The 18,691-nt window shown below is 57.5% G+C and carries 14 protein-coding genes and 3 pseudogenes; 11 read left to right on the forward strand and 6 right to left on the reverse strand.

All coding sequences use genetic code 11. From position 1 onward, the window contains the following. Positions 1-247 precede the first annotated feature (247 nt). Both ACLEJU_RS08855 and ACLEJU_RS08860 read left to right on the forward strand, forming a co-directional pair. Positions 248-607, forward strand: a complete 360-nt coding sequence (locus ACLEJU_RS08855) for a histone-like nucleoid-structuring protein, MvaT/MvaU family (protein WP_435421858.1) — start codon at positions 248-250, stop codon at positions 605-607. A 273-nt stretch (positions 608-880) separates the two neighbouring features. Further along, positions 881-1,801 (forward strand): hypothetical protein, encoded by a 921-nt coding sequence (locus ACLEJU_RS08860; protein WP_435421859.1) that lies wholly within the window; start codon positions 881-883, stop codon positions 1,799-1,801. 256 nt (positions 1,802-2,057) lie between these two features. Here ACLEJU_RS08860 and ACLEJU_RS08865 read toward each other — a convergent pair whose 3' ends face one another. Beyond that, positions 2,058-2,216, reverse strand: a complete 159-nt coding sequence (locus tag ACLEJU_RS08865; protein WP_435421860.1) for a CocE/NonD family hydrolase C-terminal non-catalytic domain-containing protein — start codon at positions 2,214-2,216, stop codon at positions 2,058-2,060. Continuing rightward, positions 2,176-2,433: pseudogene (locus tag ACLEJU_RS08870) on the reverse strand (sulfatase-like hydrolase/transferase); the annotation flags it as partial. The gene ACLEJU_RS08865 and the pseudogene ACLEJU_RS08870, both read right to left, overlap by 41 nt. Between ACLEJU_RS08870 and ACLEJU_RS08875 the strand changes: the two are divergent. The 3 genes and pseudogenes from ACLEJU_RS08875 to ACLEJU_RS08885 form a co-directional block, all read left to right on the forward strand. After that, positions 2,429-2,596, forward strand: a pseudogene (locus ACLEJU_RS08875) (porin); the annotation flags it as partial. The pseudogenes ACLEJU_RS08870 and ACLEJU_RS08875 overlap by 5 nt on opposite strands. A 350-nt stretch (positions 2,597-2,946) precedes the next feature. Further along, positions 2,947-3,972 (forward strand): hypothetical protein, encoded by a 1,026-nt coding sequence (locus tag ACLEJU_RS08880; RefSeq protein WP_435421861.1) that lies wholly within the window; start codon positions 2,947-2,949, stop codon positions 3,970-3,972. A gap of 127 nt (positions 3,973-4,099) precedes the next feature. Then, positions 4,100-4,324 (forward strand): hypothetical protein, encoded by a 225-nt coding sequence (locus ACLEJU_RS08885; protein WP_004576058.1) that lies wholly within the window; start codon positions 4,100-4,102, stop codon positions 4,322-4,324. Positions 4,325-4,415: 91 nt separating this feature from the next. Here ACLEJU_RS08885 and ACLEJU_RS08890 read toward each other — a convergent pair. After that, positions 4,416-4,814 (reverse strand): annotated as a pseudogene (locus ACLEJU_RS08890) (HAD-IC family P-type ATPase); the annotation flags it as partial. Positions 4,815-7,139: 2,325 nt separating this feature from the next. Here ACLEJU_RS08890 and ACLEJU_RS08895 point away from each other — a divergent pair. Beyond that, positions 7,140-8,183 (forward strand): AAA family ATPase, encoded by a 1,044-nt coding sequence (locus ACLEJU_RS08895; protein ID WP_169912189.1) that lies wholly within the window; start codon positions 7,140-7,142, stop codon positions 8,181-8,183. Further along, a complete protein-coding gene (locus tag ACLEJU_RS08900; RefSeq protein ID WP_435421862.1) occupies positions 8,147-10,621 on the forward strand; it encodes a S8 family peptidase in 2,475 nt (824 codons plus the stop codon). The genes ACLEJU_RS08895 and ACLEJU_RS08900 overlap by 37 nt, the downstream gene beginning before the upstream one ends. 296 nt (positions 10,622-10,917) lie before the next feature. Here ACLEJU_RS08900 and ACLEJU_RS08905 read toward each other — a convergent pair whose 3' ends face one another. Next, a complete protein-coding gene (locus tag ACLEJU_RS08905) occupies positions 10,918-11,322 on the reverse strand; it encodes an RcnB family protein (RefSeq protein ID WP_435421863.1) in 405 nt (134 codons plus the stop codon). Between the two features lie 130 nt (positions 11,323-11,452). Beyond that, positions 11,453-12,742 (reverse strand): sigma-54 interaction domain-containing protein, encoded by a 1,290-nt coding sequence (locus ACLEJU_RS08910; protein WP_435421864.1) that lies wholly within the window; start codon positions 12,740-12,742, stop codon positions 11,453-11,455. A gap of 222 nt (positions 12,743-12,964) precedes the next feature. Between ACLEJU_RS08910 and ACLEJU_RS08915 the strand changes: the two genes are divergently transcribed. Genes ACLEJU_RS08915 through ACLEJU_RS08925 form a run of 3 tightly spaced genes read left to right on the forward strand, consistent with a single transcriptional unit; the run spans position 12,965 to position 15,961 of the window. Next, entirely contained in the window at positions 12,965-13,849 is an 885-nt protein-coding gene (locus ACLEJU_RS08915) for an MBL fold metallo-hydrolase (protein ID WP_435421865.1), read from the forward strand. A gap of 40 nt (positions 13,850-13,889) precedes the next feature. Beyond that, complete coding sequence (locus ACLEJU_RS08920) at positions 13,890-15,146, forward strand: NAD(P)/FAD-dependent oxidoreductase (RefSeq protein WP_435421866.1); 1,257 nt, start codon at positions 13,890-13,892, stop codon at positions 15,144-15,146. Next, entirely contained in the window at positions 15,143-15,961 is an 819-nt protein-coding gene (locus ACLEJU_RS08925; RefSeq protein ID WP_435421867.1) for a sulfite exporter TauE/SafE family protein, read from the forward strand. The genes ACLEJU_RS08920 and ACLEJU_RS08925 overlap by 4 nt, the downstream gene beginning before the upstream one ends. On the opposite strand, the gene ACLEJU_RS08930 is transcribed toward ACLEJU_RS08925, so the two are convergent. Continuing rightward, positions 15,950-16,837 (reverse strand): LysR family transcriptional regulator, encoded by an 888-nt coding sequence (locus ACLEJU_RS08930; protein ID WP_435421868.1) that lies wholly within the window; start codon positions 16,835-16,837, stop codon positions 15,950-15,952. The two genes, ACLEJU_RS08925 and ACLEJU_RS08930, sit on opposite strands and share 12 nt — an antisense overlap. Positions 16,838-16,956: 119 nt before the next feature. Here ACLEJU_RS08930 and ACLEJU_RS08935 point away from each other — a divergent pair, with 119 nt between their 5' ends. After that, the gene (locus ACLEJU_RS08935) at positions 16,957-18,603 is read left to right on the forward strand and encodes a GMC family oxidoreductase (RefSeq protein ID WP_435421869.1); all 1,647 of its coding nucleotides are present in this window, start codon (positions 16,957-16,959) and stop codon (positions 18,601-18,603) included. Positions 18,604-18,691: the final 88 nt, after the last annotated feature.

Genomic DNA, 18,691 nt, shown 5'->3' on the forward strand with positions numbered 1-18,691 from the left:
TTTGGCGGGGTTTTTATTTGGGTCGCCACTACTATACGACTATCCGACGCTTAGAAATGGACCAAGCTGAGTCTTCCAGGGGCTACTGACAGATGGCGTGAAGCCAAGAATAAATCTCTTATCGATGGTGGTTCTACTGAGGTCGCTCAGACTTTCGGATGATGGAGCTCGTGAGCAGGCATCAAGATGCTTAGCATCCTCACTATCTTGATTGTAAAATCAAAGGCCATCATCTTGGATGAATCTCATGTCCCGTCTCGCAGAATTCCGCTTGCTCGAACAACAGCTCGCAACCCAGCTGGCTGAGCTGGAAGCGCTGAAAAATGACTCTGCTCTGAAGCAGGAAATGGAGTTCGAAACGAAGCTCCGAAGCCTACTCAACGAATACGGCTACGGCCTGCGTCAGGTGATCCAGATCCTCGATCCGCAGCCTTTGGCCTCTGCAGCTTTTGCTCCAAAGGCCACTCGGAAAGCACGTGAGGTGAAGATCTACAAGAACCCACACAGCGGGGAGATCGTTGAGACCAAAGGCGGCAATCAGCGCACGCTAAAGGCCTGGAAAATCGAATATGGCTCTGAGGTAGTTGAGTCCTGGCTGACCAACTGATCCCACCGACGCCGATGCCAATTGATCGGTCCCGATGCGGATGATAATGTGGCTCTAAGAATAGCCCCCACGCCTCCGGCAGGTCCCTGACCTGCACTGCGCACCAGGGGGTTAATTGTTTCTGGACCCCACAGACTCCTTACGGGGTAATCCCATGCTTCTGGCAAGGCTTTTCACCTCTGGGTGACCGACTAAGAGGCAGATAGGCCTTCCTGATACCGAACTTCGCTGGGTACGATCAATAAACCTTCTATTGATACGGTTTTGGCAAAGATGGATGTGTACAAGCTCCGCATTGAAGACACTGAAAGCAAAACCATCGACAAGGATCGGTTCGAGGCTGAGACCTTCCGCAGGGAGCCGTGGTATCAGCCCGGAAGCGCGGGTAAGCTGGCTCAGTTCGCGGTGTGCCCGGCATGCGACAACCCTGTCCAGCTGGTTGGGCTGTATGAGTTACCCCCAAACGTAAAAAATCCCTTCGGAAAGCACGCGACGAAGAGCATTCGCGGTATCGCTCCATTTGATGGAGAGGCCCGTAACGATTGCCCGTACTTCCAGCCCCGTCAGCACAAGAAGACCGACCGAAAAACCGGGTTTGACGGCGTACCGCGGAAAATTCTCAGGCTTTTGATAGAACAATTTGACCGCGTGGTTTACATCCTGGAGAAGGAGATCCAGGTGGTGCTGTCGGAGAAAGTATTGCGAGGCATGCTGCAGCGTTACAAAGGGGAGCGCGGCTACCTCTATACCGGTGCGACGCTACGCAACGTGCCATGGATCTTCGCCTATATGTCGGACGCCACTCGGCTGTTTGGCCAGAAGATAGGTGGAAATGCTGAGCTTGTGGAAGCGATAGAGTCTCAAGTGCCAGGGGCGGAAATCAGCACCAAAGGCCGGCTGGAGGCGAAGAGCCTTCCTGGGATGAAGGGCCCCTACTTCGACCTCAAGATGAGTTTCATACGCCACCGGATCTCTAAGGATAACGAGGAGTCCGGCCTGGTTGAGAGCATGGAGTTTGTAGTGTCCCAGCTTCGCAAAGGCGAGCCTGAGCACATCCACAAGGAGGTGCTCAAATTCGATCCGGTCTGGTTCGAGAGCCTCATCCGAATGCCCGTTGATCATCCCTATCGCAGGATGGACCGAGTGGATATGGCCCGTGAAGAGCTAGGCGATTTGCTGGAGTCGAACGCGTAGAGGTAAGCATCGTGTAAACCTATTTTTTACCTGTTAACTACAGTGGTTAACAAGTAAAAAAACTAGTTTACAGGGACAGCGCTCGGCAGCTGTCAGGAACTGCTGCCAAGCGATGCCGCTCTACCACTATCAGCTACCAGCTGGCGCTTGGACGACCGTTAGCTGAACCCTGGAGGGCCGCTTAGCCCCCACGTGTACGGTATTTCGAGCAGTCCTTTTTTTGTTCGCGCAGCCTTCCGGCTCACCGCTGTTGGGGTTAACGTCGAACCTTGAGATTGCTGCCGGCAATCTCAAGGCGCAATCTGTGACCGCGCTTGAACAGGTTGCAGGTTGCAAACGGTTCGATCTGTATCTTGAAACATTCCCCAGGTACCGTCGGCTTCGGATCGTTCCAGCTGTCCCGGTACCCGGTCACAGACTCCTTTGCATCCCGAGTTATTGACAGTCCACATGACGCTGATGCCTGCGCGCTGAAGCACCTCAAGTAGCCCTTCTCGGCTCTTGGCTAAGCCGTCCTTGTACTCATCCTTGCCGACGTCCAGAAACATGCATTGCAGCGAAACCGCAGTGGCGGTGCCGCAAGATCTCACATTCGAGAAGCTGATGACGTTGCGTTTTTCCAGCTCCGGGTTCGCCCCGCTGCACAGTGATGGCAACGTCCTGCACATCGGTGCTCAGTACGCTTACCGCGACCTCAAAAACAGCGCGGTCGAAACCCGGATTCGTTCTCGTCTGGGCGTTCGCGGCATAGATACCAATGGCGGCGGCAATGCCGGCACCAATGGCAATCGCATGGGCGACGACAGCGGCAATGCCATCGTGACCCGCCTGCAATACGTCTTCTGATCACTCCCATCAGTCTGACGTGAGAAAGCCGGAAGCGCTCAATGTGCTTCCGACTTTCCTGTTTTCTGACGTGATCAAGCTTGGAGCGTGCTCCTCCTACCTGCTCTCGCTCACCTGGTGACCTCTCTTGCCAAAACTCGGCGAATCTGTTTTGATTGCCGCGTCAGGTTTTGCATGGTGGCCGTGCAAGCAAACCAAACCTGACTCCTACTCATGATTGAACCTGATTCGACGTCCTGCTTCGCGTCTAACGGCCCTACAAGCGCAGCTACCCCAACGTCGCTCATTAGGGGATAGTCATGTCTGCAAAAAAGCTGCTTCAACCTCTCGCTGCTCAGCTGCACGCCTCTTTCTCGGCTACTGGCCGTCCGTACTCTCATCAGCACATCCACCAGCTGTTACACGCGGCCATCGGCTCCGTTGCACCGCAAGTTGCCACCCAAGACAAGCTGCCAATCCAAGTCTGTCGTGACAACGAGACACGGCAGTACAACCTCTACGCGGCGGTTGAGCGGGCGAAAACGTGCTTAGGATTGACCGATCTTCAAGCAGTCGGTGTGGCTGAAGAAGTCATCGAGGTGCTACGAACCGCGGGAATCGGCGTGAACCAGGTTCGCCTGCTCCTTGACCCCTCCTTCACCTCGAAGACTCGCAAAAAGGCCTTCAAGGCCCTCTGCAAGAATCTGGATCTGAACGAGCTAGGCGATCGCTTCGTCCCCAAGACTGCCACATTGGCCATCGCCGCTGGTATTGCGCCGCCTCCCAAAATGTCGTGGAAGGATCGCTTCGCCCTGGCTGCAAATTCCCCTATGCGGGGGCCAAGCGAGCTCATCAGCATGGTCAACCGAGATGAGTGTTATCTGTGGGTATTCCCACCGACTGACCATCATGCGACGGCTCCAGCGACGCATGACCGTTTCTTTGGTGAACAGACCCATCCGAGCGCAGAAATGGGCATGGGGTTCAGCATCATCGATTCCGGCTGGACCCGCCCTAAGTACCCGCTCTCCAAGCAGTCACAAGAGACCTTCATCCAGTATTCGCTTTCTGCGCCGATGTGGTCCTGGCGCGCACAAAGTGATACCTGGCGACTTGGAAACATCCTGCGCTCCAGGATCCTTGACGGGGCTCCTTGGCACAACGAGCCTTTGAGCGACGTGCTGCCGAGCGGCCTTAAATCTCTGCCCCGGATCTATGGGTGCGAAACCTGCCGAACGCTATTCATTGAGAATCACAGCGACTATCCGGATGTACCCACTCAATGCCAATGCGGTGAGGCGAGCAGCACGGGTGACCAAAACGAGTCACCTGCTCTCAATAGCTGATTTTCCTTATGGTGGCGGGCTGTGCCCTCCGTTAGGGATTGGCTATGGGAGCGGGATTCGCTCACCCCAAACCTGAAGGCACCGCCACCTAACCGAGCGATATGAGCTGAATGCTTACGGAGTAGATATGCAGAACAGTACCAACAAACAAGACACCCTGGCGGCGATCAATGCACTTGTGGAGATTGCGTATGATCAGGGATTTGCGAACGGACATGGGGTCGGCAATCAAGTCGGTTTCGTAGCCGGTGTCATGAGCCTCAAAGCTGCGTTGGCCTGCGGCTTACGGCACGGCTCACCTGAGTGTGGAAAGGCCCTTGAAAGCCTCAAGCGAATCGGGATCGACGAGTGAGAGAAAAGTACGGGTCGTGCGCTGATCGCGCACGACCGTACTTCTACTTCAGGTCATTTCCCTGCTTAGCTTCATGATTGAAGCTCAGGGGTCAGGTGCTTCTGCGGTAGGCCAACAACCGCAAGGCGTTGAAGACGACCAGCAGTGTGGAGCCCTCATGGATCGCAACAGCGGCACCAATGCTCAAGCCCATGATGGTAGACGGAACCAAAATGGCCACAATCCCCAGGCTGACGAACAGGTTCTGGCGGATGATCGATCGCGTGTGACGGCTCAGCCCCACCGCAAATGGGAGTTGCCTGAAGTCGTCAGCCATAACCGCGATATCAGCGGTTTCTAGGGCGACATCTGATCCGGCAGCCCCCATTGCGATGCCAACGCTCGAATTGGCGATGGCAGGGGCGTCATTCACGCCGTCACCCACCATGGCCACCTTGGCGCTAAGGCGTAGGTTCTTGATAGCCTTGACCTTGTCTTCCGACATCAGGTCTCAACGGTTCTGAATTGCGCAGGAGATCTCATGTCCTTCCCTGGCTGGGTAGCTTGCTGAGAAATTTTCATCTACCTGCGTGGCAAAGATGCGGCCACCCCGTCGCCGTCAGAGCCCTGGAGGACTGGATGCTGTCAGTAACTCATCGAGTGACGGAACCTTAGCGTTAGCACTGAGGACGAGTGTCCTAGATCGGAGTATGGATATATCAAAGAAAGACTCGCACTCGACTTTTCCGTTTACTTCTCTCCAATGAGTGACTTCTGGTATCAGCTCATTAGGCTCCGGATGTCGTGCCATAGGGTTATGGAAGACCTCAACTTCAGCAGACCACGGCTCGTAGCCATACTGCGGCCAGAGCTGACCGTAGTCGCTGGACGCTACGTCCAACAAAAATGGGATACCTCGTGATGCACCTGGAGAACGGTCGAAAATCTCACCAAACCGCAAGTATCGGTACCCGCCTAGATGAGCTCCACCTGAGATAGGCACTCGGCTGAGCTTTGGTACTGTGCAGGCATTGGTGAAAATGACCGCTGAAAGATGGGCATTTTCCCTTAGCGTAAATAGGCCGTTGGGGCGCCCTGATAGCAGAGATGTCTCTTCCTGCACAGTTATCAGGTGCGTTCCACTATGCGCTGATGAGTGAACTGAAAATCCATAGAGGTAGCTGATGAGCGACTCCCTGCTCCACAGCATTGAACTGGGCTCATGGAAATCGGCTAAGGCCAGAATGTTCGGCTGACCCTCCACGTGCGGTAGGGCTTCGTAACGCTTGTCCAATTTGTTTTGGATGGTCTTCGCAAACCTTTCTGCAGCAGATCCTAAGAAGCGCTCGCGTTGGTCAGCGGGTGGGAGGACAGGCGAGGCGCCAAAATGCTCATACCGTTCTTCCGGGTTGGCTGTCACTGCTTCAACCCAGGCTTCACCTCCCAGCCTATTCTCGATGTGAAAATCGGGTGATTCTTTAGGTTGGGTGACCAAGAGTCCCTGTTCGCGAAAAATCGCTAACAGGTGAGCCTCCCAAAGGCAGGTGTGAAAATTCGCAGTCTGGCAATCGGGGACCCAATTTCTGTCTGGGGACGGCAGTGCAAGATACAGCTGATTCAGCACCCAGGCACCAATGCGTCGGCTGGGATCAAATAGTGATTTGAACACCTTGCTTGGTGTGCCCTTTCCCATTCTACTTAGAGGAGCACGTCGTCGTTCGCCTGAAGGGAGTGGAAGCGGATGGGCTGGGGTATCGAGAAAGAGCCTGATTGAATTGCGGGCTTCGGACTCACCAGCGAGAGATTCACTGCGCCTGAGGGAGACCCATACGCTATCGACACGACGCCGTAAGGTGATTATTCCGAAGCAGCCAGAATGGACATTTCGGGTTAGAGCTGCACAAGAAATTCCGTCCTCACTGAGCCATGCGCCAACTGGCGGGTTATCGCCAAACCCCAATCCCCGCGGAAGCGACAATGCGATTACATCGAACATCGGCGCACCGATTTCTTTCATTCTCTGATCTCGGTAGCAGTCAGAATACATTCCATCAATGACTATCATTCGAATCCCAACGTATAGGCATCACCGGCGTATCCGCCAGATGTCATTTCTGTAGGGGCCTACTGGAGGGGAGGGTTTCGTTCGACCAGGACATCTCGGTTGGTGAAGATGGTCTCAATGGTTGCAGGCTCGGCCGCCACATTAGTCTTGGGTTGATCTCTTCTAGGGCCAGTTCGAGCCGGTAGTCTTGGAAATACTCATAGAGCTTTTCAAAGCTCTCAGAAATCGGTTCACCACCATTTTCGCGAACAGGATATGGATGATCGCTGCGAGTGGCAGGGAGATGTCGAGGTCCTTCTCTTCAGCATCTGAATCCGAGTTTAGGGCTTTGAAATATCTCTCCAGATGGTCCTGAAGCTCCCCAAGCCAGAACTGCAATAGGTTTCTGAGTAGGGAGCTTTCAGGCCCGGTCAGGAGGACTTCATCTCTAAATCGTGCCAGGAGATTAGGGGGGGCATGGACGACCTCGTGATTAGATTTGAGGGCAACTGGTCAGCATAGTCGACCTCAAAATGACCACCATGCCGACGCATCACTCTGATGCTCCTGAGCATCGATCGAGCTCTCATTGAGGCGATCTCCCTACCCCAAATCAGGACACCGCTCATAGGATTAGAGTCGTCTCCCTTGCCTCTAACTGCTACCATGGTGGCATAACGTAATCCTGCTTTGACGAGCAGGATGCGAGTCATTGATTCCCTCCTATCCTGAGCACCGCGTCGTCGCAATAGCCACGGATTGGGCATTTTTTGCAGAGATCAGGTAACAGAAATGGCCAGCGCCGAACAGCTCAAAGCGCTCGTGAAATCTCACATCGAACGGGATGACAGTCAGTTCTATTCCGTAGCGATGCAGGTTGCCGCACGCGAAGCTAAATCGGGCCATGGCAAGCTCGCGACCGATCTGCGCGACATGATCGATGCTGCTAAAAGCAGCGTGAGTCTTGAAGGTCGACGCAATAGTCCCACTCCCCTTGCCAAGCCTCGCGGCGAAATGGCGGGCTTGCTGAGCGTTACCTATCCAAAAGATCGTTTCGTTGAGATGGTTCTCGACGAAGCAGCATCAGCTCAGTTGCAACGAGTGCTGAAAGAGCAACGAATGTTTTCTCGTCTACGAGAGCATGGGCTTTCTCCTCGCAGGAAGGTGCTGTTAGTAGGCCCCCCAGGAACGGGTAAATCCATGACTGCATCCGCTCTTGCTGGTGAGCTCGGGGTACCGCTCTTTCTTGTCCGTTTGGACACGCTTATTACCAAGTTTATGGGTGAAACTGCGGCGAAGCTGAGGCAGGTTTTTGATGCCATAGCTGAAGTCCGTGGTGTCTATTTTTTTGATGAGTTCGACGCAATTGGTTCCCAGCGTGGAATGCCAAACGATGTTGGCGAGATACGCCGGGTACTAAATAGCTTTTTGATGATGATCGAAGAAGACCAGTCAAATAGCCTAATCATTGCCGCGACTAATCACCCCGAGATCCTTGACTACGCCTTATTTCGTCGTTTCGATGACGTCATCGAGTATCACTTACCGACTGCTGAACAAGCATCGAGTCTTATTCGTTCGCGGCTTGGACATTTCGCGCCTAAGCCTTTTTCATCCAAGGCCATTGGGGAAAAGGCTGCTGGTTTGAGCTATGCCGAAATCCGGCGGGCGGTGGATGACGCTATCAAAGATGCCGTTATGCACGATGAAGAACGCGTCAAAGGACAGACGCTGGGCAAGGCATTGATGGACCGCCAACTGCTCAGCCAGAAATTGGCAAAACAACGTAGCAGCGAGCCATGCCGGACAAAAGAAACGCAAAGCGTGAACACTTAATACTGCCAAAAAATTCTAAGCCGAAAGACTTCACTGCGCATGCCCCTAAGGGAGGGGTAAAACCGCAGATCCCAGATTTGCCAAGGCACCAGCATGGTGCGTCACTTCAGCATCAACTGCACGCATTGAAGCCAATGGCCGAAGCAGCTAAGAACTTTCAACAGGGGATAGATGTTGAAAGCGGCTTGGGCTTGCAAATCCAGTTCATCGGTCAACCCGATGTGGAAATGGCATTCCAGAGCCTTGGTGATGAGCGCAAGAAAATCGAACTCCTCAGCGTACGCCAAGAGGGAGACCAGACCATTGCCAACGTCTTCGTCCCCGATGGCAAGCTCGATCACTTTGAGAAGATCGTTACGGAGTACCTTCAGGAAAAGAAGGACAAGAACGGTAATGCCCGAGACCACCGTAACCTAATCAACACGATCGAATCGATTCGCAACGCCGAGCTGGAAGCGTTATGGACAGACGATCCAGATTTGCTGCCGAACGACAAATCAAAAGAGTTTTGGTGGGAGGTGTGGCTTCCGGTACGAGGTGCGCGCCAGGCCGTTATTAGCGACTTCACCAAGATCGTCGAAGGTAGTGGATGCGTAGTCAGCGAAGCGCGAGCTGATTTTCCCGAACGAACTGTGGTGCTGATGAAAGGTTCTCAGCGCCAATTTTCGCAATCGGTGATGGGGCTCAATTGTGTCGCAGAGCTTCGTCGAGCCAAAGAAACCGCGGACAGCTTCGATGACTTGGCCAATGAAGAGCAAATCGAATGGCTGGATGAATTGGTTGCGAGAACAGATTTCCCAGCGGTCAATCATCGCGCTCCCAGGATTTGTTTGCTGGATTCTGGGGTCAATCGCGCCCACCCCTTGCTCAGTCCACTGATGGAGGATGAGGATACTCACACCGTCAATCCTCTTTGGGGTAAGCACGATGACGAGAACCACGGCACCGGTATGGCAGCCCTTGCAGCCTATGGCGATCTTACCGACTGCTTATCATCACTTGAACGTGTGAGCATTCAACATCGGCTTGAGTCGGTTAAGCTTCTTCCAAGCCATGGGGCGAACGAGGGGAACGCACTGCTTCATGCATCGTTGTTTGCTGAAGGGGTGGCGCGACCAGAAATTAGCCACGCGGATCGATCCAGGGTCTTTAATTCAGCAGTTAGCGCCGAGGACTACCGTGACCGAGGTCGCCCATCCTCCTGGTCTTCAAAGCTGGATAGTCTGGCTGCGGATGCCGACAACGAAGGTGAGTTCCCCAGGTTGTTTATCCAATCGGCCGGGAACATTCGAGACAATAACGCGTGGATGCTTTACCCCGCGAGCTTGAGCACCAACTTGATCCATGATCCGGGGCAGGCTTGGAACGCTCTGACAGTGGGTGCCTGTACCCGCAAAACGGACACGAGACCCACGGCCTATGATCCAATAGCGCAAGAAGGTGGGCTCAGCCCCTTCACCACAACCTCTGCTACCTGGGACAGTGCCTGGCCATTGAAACCAGACGTGGTTTTTGAGGGGGGCAATGCTGCCAAGGACCGGTATGGCGCCGCAGGGATGGCGAGCCTTAATCTGCTCACCGCCAAGAATGAGTTCGAGGCAAGACGATTCTGTACCTTTAACGCTACGAGCGCGGCGTCGGCATTGTGCTCTCGTATGGCGGCCCAAATTCTGGTTCAGTATCCGGCCTTACGTCCAGAGACAGTCCGCGCCCTGATTGTTCACTCAGCAGAATGGTCGGAAGCTATGCGTGACGCTTATCTTCCTGCTCGCCCAGTGAAATCGGACTACGTAAACCTCATTCGACATGCCGGCTGGGGAGAACCGAGTCTTGAGCGCGCTCTTTGGAGTGCGGGCAACTCTCTCACCTTGGTGGTGGAGGACCAGCTCTACCCTTATAAGAAAGGCAAGGGGAAGATCGATACGAAGGAAATGAACCTCCACAACATCCCTTGGCCAAAGGATGAGCTTGAAGCTCTGCAAGGTGCAGAGGTGGAGATGAAGGTCACCCTTTCGTACTTTGTCGAGCCGAATCCCTCTGCTCGTGGCTCCGCGTCCAAATATCACTATCCATCGCACCGCCTACGATTCGATGTTAAGCGGCCCTTGGAAGGGCCTGATGATTTTGTGGGGCGCGTAAATGCGGCGGCTGAGCAGGTGAATGAAGGCATGGCACCGAAGGATCCAGATTGGCTTCTCGGGGGGCAATACAGGCACAAAGGGTCCATTCACCAAGACATTTGGAAAGGCACTGCTGCTGATCTCGCAAGCCGTGGCTTGCTGGCTGTGTTTCCTGGAATGGGTTGGTGGAGAACCCGGCCTAATCTCAACCGATACGCGCTCCCTGCTCGTTACAGCCTGATCATTTCTATCAAAACCCCGGAGAGTGATGTGGATTTGTATACCGCGGTCGAAAACAAGCTAGCTATCCTAGTGTGACAATCGTTGAAACGGCCCACCCATTCCGTCTCTGGATGGAGATACGTTCAAGTTTTCTGAGAGAACGGTAGGCGATTCTCGACTTTTTTGTGATTTTCATAGGGTTGATTCACAGAGGAAGTGACGGTTGCTCCCAGCTCTCTGAGCATCCAATGTCACCTTTTTTGTGATCCCACACGCCCCCAGCACAACACGCGATGTTCCACGTGGAACCCATGTTTTCTGAGAACCCTGAGCATTAAGTTCGGCAGAAACAAGAAAGCCCGCTGATGCGGGCTTTTTTGTGGCTGTCGGAATCAATAACCGGAGAGGACGCTGACGACCACGCCAGTTGCAATCGCCACCAGCACGTAGTCACCGTTCACGTACAACCAGCGGTGATCGCGTGGTGGTGCGTACAGATGTCGCGCGCGCCAGTCGGTCACCCAGTAGCGGTCGGCTCGATAACGCGGTTCCACCACATAGCCTCGATGCCACTGCTGGTGTGGCATCGGCATGCCCGCTTCGGGGCGGAAGTTCGGGTTGTGGTAGGCCGGGTAGCGACCGTTGTCATGGCGATCATGTCGCTCGGGTTGGCCGTGTGGCGGGTGGCCCTGATGGGATGGGCCATCGTCGTAGCGGCCCGGGCCCGGTTGAGCAAAGCTGGCCAGGGGGGTGCTCAGCACAAGCGCGGCGCAGAGTACGGTTAGGGCTTTCTTCATTTATGGATCCTCTGCCTGTTAACGCCCGGCAGGTAATACGGGCTGCCTGGTGCGGTTAACTGATCAGACCACAGACTTTTCCACATAATGTAAGGGCAGAGGTAAAGGTCAGGTAAAGGTTGGTGGGCTACTACAAACCCAACGCTTTCAAGCGGCGATACAACGTTCGCTCACTCAGGCCAAGGTGGCGAGCCAGCTCGCTGCGTGACCCTTGAAACTGCTCCAGTGCTTGCGCGAGATCACCGAGGTCGTTTCGTCCTCTGCTCACGCCGGATGGCTTTTGTGGCCCAACATCTTCCGGCAGATGCTCAGGCCGGATCAGCCCGTCATCGGCAAACAGCCGAGCCCTTTCCAGGATGTTGCGCAACTCGCGAATGTTCCCGGGGAAGGCATGCAGCGTGAGTTGCTTCAGCGCTTCCTCGGTCAGACTGGGTGTCGGTTTGCCTGCCATGCGCTGAAGCAGGCTCTCGGCCAGCAATGGCAAATCCTCCACACGCTCGCGCAAAGCCGGCAGGCGTATCGGGAAGCCACTGATGCGGTAATACAGATCTTCACGGAAAGTACCCTCTGCCACCATCGTCTTCAGCGGTTTATGGGTTGCCGATACCAGGCGGAAATCCGAATGCACGGTACGCAGGCTACCAACCGGGCGGAAGCTACCGGATTCGATCAGGCGCAGCAGTTTGACCTGCATTGCCAAAGGCACCTCGCCGATTTCATCGAGGAACAACGTGCCACCATGAGCTGCTTCAGCCAAACCGATCTTGCGCTGGTTGGCGCCGGTGAAAGCGCCTTTCTCGTAGCCGAACAGCTCGCTCTCGAACAGCGACTCGGTCAGGCCAGTGCAGTCGACGACGACCAGCGGCCCATTAGCCCGTGGGCTGCCGATGTGAATAGCGCGGGCGAAAAGCTCCTTGCCGGTACCCGACTCGCCCTGAAGCAGTACAGGGATTTGTGCGGGTGCTGCACGTTGAAGGCTGGCTAACGCGCTCTTGAAAGCAGGTGCTCGCCCGACCAACCCTTGTTCTTGAGGTTGCGCGGAGGCCAGGGTGATACTGGTAAGGCGCTCGACGAAGGCCACCACCCTGCCCTGCTCATCTAGGATCGGCCGCAGCTCGACATCCACATGCTCAGGGCCTCGCGGTGTGTGATGAATGTGCAGCACACGCTCCGGCACTTTGCTGTCCCACGCCTTGCGCATCGGGCAGTGCTCACCGGCCTGGTCACAGGGGACTGCGTAGTGATGCGACACACGATGGCACTTCTCACCCAGAGGGGCCTGCTCGTGTCGACCGAACTGCCGGCGATAAGCCGCGTTGGCCGCGAGGATGTTGTAGTCGGTGTCCAGCACAATGGTAGGCAGGGCATCGTGCTCAAGGTAGGAAACCAGAGCTAGTATGAGTGGTTGAGATTCAGGCATGTCGACACCGATTGGATAACCTGGCGCAGGGTAACAAGGACTGCCAAACACTGCCATTGGCTGTCAGTCGACTGCCATTAGCGCTGCCACTTTCGGCATTTACTTAAATTTGGTGCCGGTTTTGCTGCTCCTCGTGTCTGAAAGTGCCTGGCATGCATCTTGATAAATCTCCATCCACTGCCTACGCCTGTACAAGGCGAGGCAGAAAATTTGGAGAACGTGATGATCATCGGCAACAACCTTCACGTGGACGCCTTCTATGACAAGGCGACCTCGACCATCAGCTACCTGGTGATGGATCGTGAAACCCTTCAGTGCGCATTGATCGACAGCGTGCTGGACTACGACCCCAAGTCCGGGCGCACCAGCACTGCTTCGGCGGATCGCCTGATCGAGCGCGTGGCTGAACTGAACGCCAAGGTGCAGTGGGTGCTGGAAACCCACGTGCACGCCGACCACCTCTCGGCGGCGGCTTATCTGAAGGGCAAGCTCGGCGGCCATACCGCCATCGGTGCGCACATTACTCAGGTGCAGAAAGTCTTCGGCACTCTGTTCAACGCCGAGCCTGGCTTCGCGCGCGATGGCAGCCAGTTCGATGTGCTGTTCGAAGACGAGGAAGGCTTCAGCATCGGCAACTTGCATGCTCGTGCCCTGCATACCCCCGGTCATACGCCGGCCTGCATCAGCTACATGGTTGTGGATGCTGGCGAGACGGCGGTGTTCGTCGGCGATACCTTGTTCATGCCTGATTACGGCACCGCTCGCTGCGACTTCCCCGGCGCTGATGCGCGGACGCTATACCGCTCGATCCGCCGATTGCTGGCATTCCCCGACCAGACCCAATTGTTCATGTGCCACGACTACCTGCCAGGCGGGCGCGAGATGCAGTACGTCACCACGGTTGCCGAGCAGCGCGTCAGCAATGTCCACATCCACCAAGGTATCGACGAGGAAAGCTTCGTGGCCATGCGCGAAGCCCGCGACAAGACCCTCGACATGCCCGTGCTTATCCTGCCATCGGTGCAGGTGAACATGCGCAGCGGCCAGCTCCCCGAGCCTGAAGAAAACGGCGTGAGCTACCTGAAGATCCCGCTAAACAAGCTTTGACCGCCTTGCCCCATTACCAGAAATTCCAGGATTGACTGCCATGCCTGCCAATGCCGACCACCACAAGGTGGTCATCGTCGGTGCCGGTGCCGCCGGTATCGCCACTGCTTCCAGCCTGATCGCCCGTGACCCGTCACTGGACATCGCCCTGATCGACCCTGCCGACGTGCACTACTATCAGCCAGGCTGGACCATGGTCGGCGCCGGCGTCTTCAGTGCGCCGAGCACCGCCCGCACCATGGCCTCGGCCATCACGCGTGGCGTACGCTGGATCAAGGCGCGCGTCCAGGGCTTCGACCCATCTGCCCAACTGGTCACTCTGGAGGGAGGCCGCGCCATCAGTTATGAACAGTTGGTAGTCTGCCCCGGCCTCAAGCTCGACTGGGACGCAATCGACGGGCTCAGCGAAACCCTTGGCCGCAACGGTGTCACCTCCAACTACCGCTATGACCTCGCACCTTACACTTGGGAGTTGGTGCAAAAGCTCAAGCAAGGGCGTGCCCTGTTCACCCAGCCGCCGATGCCGATCAAGTGCGCTGGCGCGCCGCAAAAGGCACTGTACCTGTCCTGTGACCATTGGCTGCGCAGTGGCCGGCTGGGTGATGTGAAAGCCAGTTTCTTCAATGCCGGTACCGTGCTGTTCGGCGTTCCCGATTATGTGCCAGCCTTGATGGCCTACATCGACAAGTACGGCGTGAACCTCAATTACAGCCATCGCCTGGTGGCCGTAGACGGGCCCAACCAGCGTGCCACCTTCGTTCGTACGCTGCCCGACGGCAGTAGTGAAACCCGTACCGAAGCCTTCGACATGCTGCACGTGGTGCCGCCGCAGGTTGCCCCGGACTTCATCCGCCAGAGCCCCTTGGCCGATGCAGCCGGCTGGGTCGACGTCGACCCGCATACCTTGCGCCACCGTCAATTCGGAAACGTCCACGCCCTGGGCGATGTGGCCAACACCAGCAATGCCAAGACTGCTGCGGCTGCGCGCAAGCAGGCGCCAGTGGTCGCCAACAATGTGCTTGTAGCGCTGGGCCGCCTCCCTACCCTGGCCCAATACGACGGCTATGGTTCCTGCCCACTGACCGTCGAGCGCGGCAAGATCGTCCTGGCCGAGTTCACCTATGGCGGCAAGGTCGCACCGAGCTTCCCTCGCTGGCTGCTCGATGGGCGCCAGCCGACACGCCTGGCCTGGCTGCTCAAGGCACGGGTGCTGCCGCCGTTGTACTGGCAAGGGATGCTCAAAGGCCGTGAGTGGCTGGCGCGCCCGCGACCGCTGGAAACCGAGGTCGCACAGTGATCGAACACCAACTGTTGGGCGCTGGACTGGGCGCGATCATCGGTGCAGTGCTGGCGCTGACCGGCGCTGGTGGTGGCATCCTGGCGGTGCCACTGCTGGTGTTCGGGTTGGGCCTGTCTATGGTCGAAGCGGCCCCCATCGGGCTGCTCGCCGTGGGGCTTGCTGCGGCGGTGGGGGCGGTACTCGGCTTGCGTGAAGGGCTGGTGCGTTATCGCGCTGCCCTCTTCATCGCCTTGATCGGCATTGCGGCGGCGCCGTTCGGCCTGATGCTGGCCCACCGCTTGCCCAATACGCCCTTGGCGCTGGTGTTCGCTGCCGTGCTGATCTACGCCTGCCTGCGCATCTGGCGCAAGGCGGCCAAAGAGCTGCGCGGCGAAGGCAGCGAAGCCCATCGCTACATCGAGCCCTGCGTGCTGAACCCATTGCAGGGGCGCTTGCGTTGGACGTTACCTTGCGCGCGCGCCCTGGCGTTTACCGGCGCCATGTCCGGCTTGCTCTCCGGCCTGCTGGGGGTCGGCGGCGGCTTTGTGATCATCCCCGCCTTGAACCGCTACACCAACCTGCGCATGAAGAGCATCGTCTCGACCTCCCTGGCCGTCATCGCGCTGGTTTCCACGGGGAGCGTGGTCAGCGCCAGCCTGGCCGGGGTGATGCACTGGCGGATCGCCGCACCCTTTGCCATCGGTGCGGTGATCGGCCTGTTACTGGCCCGACCACTGGCGGCAAAGATCGCCGGGCCTCGCCTGCAGCAGATGTTCGCTGTTGCCGGTTGGCTGGCGGCCGTGCTGCTGGCCGGCAAGGCGCTATTCGGCTAGCAGCTCGTCCTGTTCCGCCGCGCACAGCGCCAGCAGGTAGTCCCACACCACCCGCAGGCGCACCGACTTGTGCAACTCGCGGCGGGTACAGATCCAGTAGCTGCGCTGGATGGTCTCGCTGGGCAGCACGCGCACTAGCGTCGGGTCGTGGCGAGCCATGTAGTTGGGCAGCACGGCGATTCCCAGCCCTGCGCGTGCGGCGGTTTGCTGGGCGATCACACTGGTGCTGCGGAAGGCCACGTTCGGCGCGCGGCAGAAGCTGTTGAGAAAAAGCAGCTCCTGGCTGAACAGCAGGTCATCGACGTAGCCGATCCAGCTGTGCCGGGCCAGGTCTTCGCGGTTGCGCAGAGGGGGCGCCCGGTCGAGGTACTCCTGGCTGGCATAAAGCGCCAGGCGGTAGTCGGTGAGCTTGCGGGTGATCAGCAGGTCGGCGTTGGGCCGCTCCAGATGAATGCTGATCTCCGCCTCGCGGTTGAGGATGCTGACGAAGCGCGGTACCGCCACCAGTTCCACTTCCAGCCCCGGATAGCGGGCGAACAGCTCGCTCATGCGCGGGGTGAAGAACATGATACCGATGCCTTCGGTGACGCCCAGGCGAATCTTGCCCAGCGGGGTGATGGCCTGGGTGATTTCTTCCTGCGCCAGCAGGGCAACGTTCTCCATGGCTTCGGCGTGTTTGAGCAGCGCCTGGCCCGACGGGGTCAGTTCATAGCCCTGGGCGTGCTGCACGAACAGTGGCGTGCCCAGGCTCTTCTCGATGCTTTCGATATGCCTGGCGACCGTGCTGTGGGTGGTATTGAGGCGCTTGGCTGCCGTTAGCAGGCGGCCGCTGCGCTGCAACTCGAGGAAAAACCGCAGATCGTTCCAGTCGAACATGTTGATCCTTAGGGCTGTGCTAAAACGCACAACGGCTGCGTGAAATCTCGTGTTTCCTTGGCGAAATTACTCACTAAGATGGATCGGGACAAGAATAATAATCAGGCGCGAGGTTGCACATGCCATCAGCCGATTCTGTCTTCGACTACGTGGTCGTAGGCGCTGGTCCCGCCGGCTGCCTGCTGGCCAATCGTTTGTCCGCCGACCCTTCCAGCCGCGTCCTGCTGCTCGAAGCCGGTGGCCGCGATAACTATCCCTGGATTCACATTCCCGTCGGTTACCTCTACTGCATCGGCAACCCTCGCACCGACTGGTGCTTCAAGACCGAGGCACAGCCCGGCCTGCTCGGTCGCACCTTGGGATATCCACGGGGCAAGGTGCTCGGTGGTTGTTCGTCCATCAACGGCATGATCTACATGCGTGGCCAGGCCGCCGATTACGACAATTGGGCCGAGCAAGGCAACGAGGGCTGGGCCTGGAAGGATGTGCTGCCGTTGTTCAAGGCCAGCGAGAACCACTTTGCTGGCGCCAGCGAACACCATGGCAGTGAGGGTGAATGGCGGGTCGAGCGCCAGCGCTACAGCTGGCCGATTCTCGATGCCTTCCGTGACGCCGCGGAGCAAAGTGGCATCGGCAAGGTCGACGACTTCAATACTGGCGACAATCAGGGCTGTGGATACTTTCAGGTCAATCAGCGCAGCGGTGTGCGCTGGAACGCTTCCAAGGCCTTTCTGCGGCCGATCAAGGACCGCCCCAATCTCACCGTGCTCACCGGCGTGGAGGTTGACCAGGTGCTGTTGAACAATACCCGTGCCCGTGCGGTCAAGGCGCAGTGGCAAGGTGCCTGGCACGAGTTTGCTGCACATCGCGAGATCATCCTCTGTGCGGGCGCCGTGGGGTCGCCCGGCATTCTCCAGCGTTCCGGCATCGGCCCGCGCAAGCTGCTCGAAAGCCTGGGTATCGGTGTGCGTCACGACATGCCAGGCGTCGGCGGCAACCTGCAGGATCATCTGCAACTGCGGCTGATCTATCAGATCCGCAACACCCGCACGCTCAACCAGATGGCCAACAGCCTGTGGGGCAAGCTGGGCATGGGCCTGCGCTATCTCTACGACCGCAGGGGCCCGCTGGCCATGGCGCCGAGCCAGCTGGGTGCCTTCGTCCGGTCGAGCCCGGAGCAGGCCACGGCCAACCTGCAGTACCACGTGCAGCCGCTGTCACTGGAGCGCTTCGGCGAACCGCTGCACCAGTTTCCGGCCTTCACCGCCTCAGTGTGCAATCTGCGCCCGGCCAGCCGTGGGCGCATCGATATCCGCAGCGCGAACATGAACAGCACACCGCTGATCGATCCCAACTACTTGAGTGACCCTCAGGACCTGCGCGTTGCCGCCGATGCCATCCGCATGACCCGGCGCATCGTCCAGGCCCCTGCCCTCGCCGCTTTCGATCCTCAGGAATATCTGCCAGGCCCGTCCCTGCAAACCGAGGAAGAACTGTTCGACGCGGCCGGCAAGATCGGCACCACCATCTTCCACCCGGTCGGCACCTGCCGCATGGGCAACGGTGAGCTGGACGTTGTGGATAACCAGCTGCGCGTGCACGGCGTCCCTGGCTTGCGTGTCGCCGATGCCTCGATCATGCCGCAGATCACCTCCGGAAATACCTGTTCCCCCACCCTGATGATCGCCGAGAAGGCGGCGCAACTGATCCTCAAAGGAGCGGCTACCCAGACCTACCTGAACGAAGACGCAGTACCGACCCCCTGACCCGGGAGCGTGCAACACCGGCAGCTCGCGGTCACAAGCTGCCGACAGTGGAACAACAAGAATAATCACTGTGGCCTGCGGGCCGAGG

The sequence above is a fragment of the Pseudomonas sp. SMN11 genome (genome assembly GCF_052041945.1).
In the GTDB taxonomy this organism is placed as follows: Bacteria; Pseudomonadota; Gammaproteobacteria; order Pseudomonadales; family Pseudomonadaceae; genus Aquipseudomonas.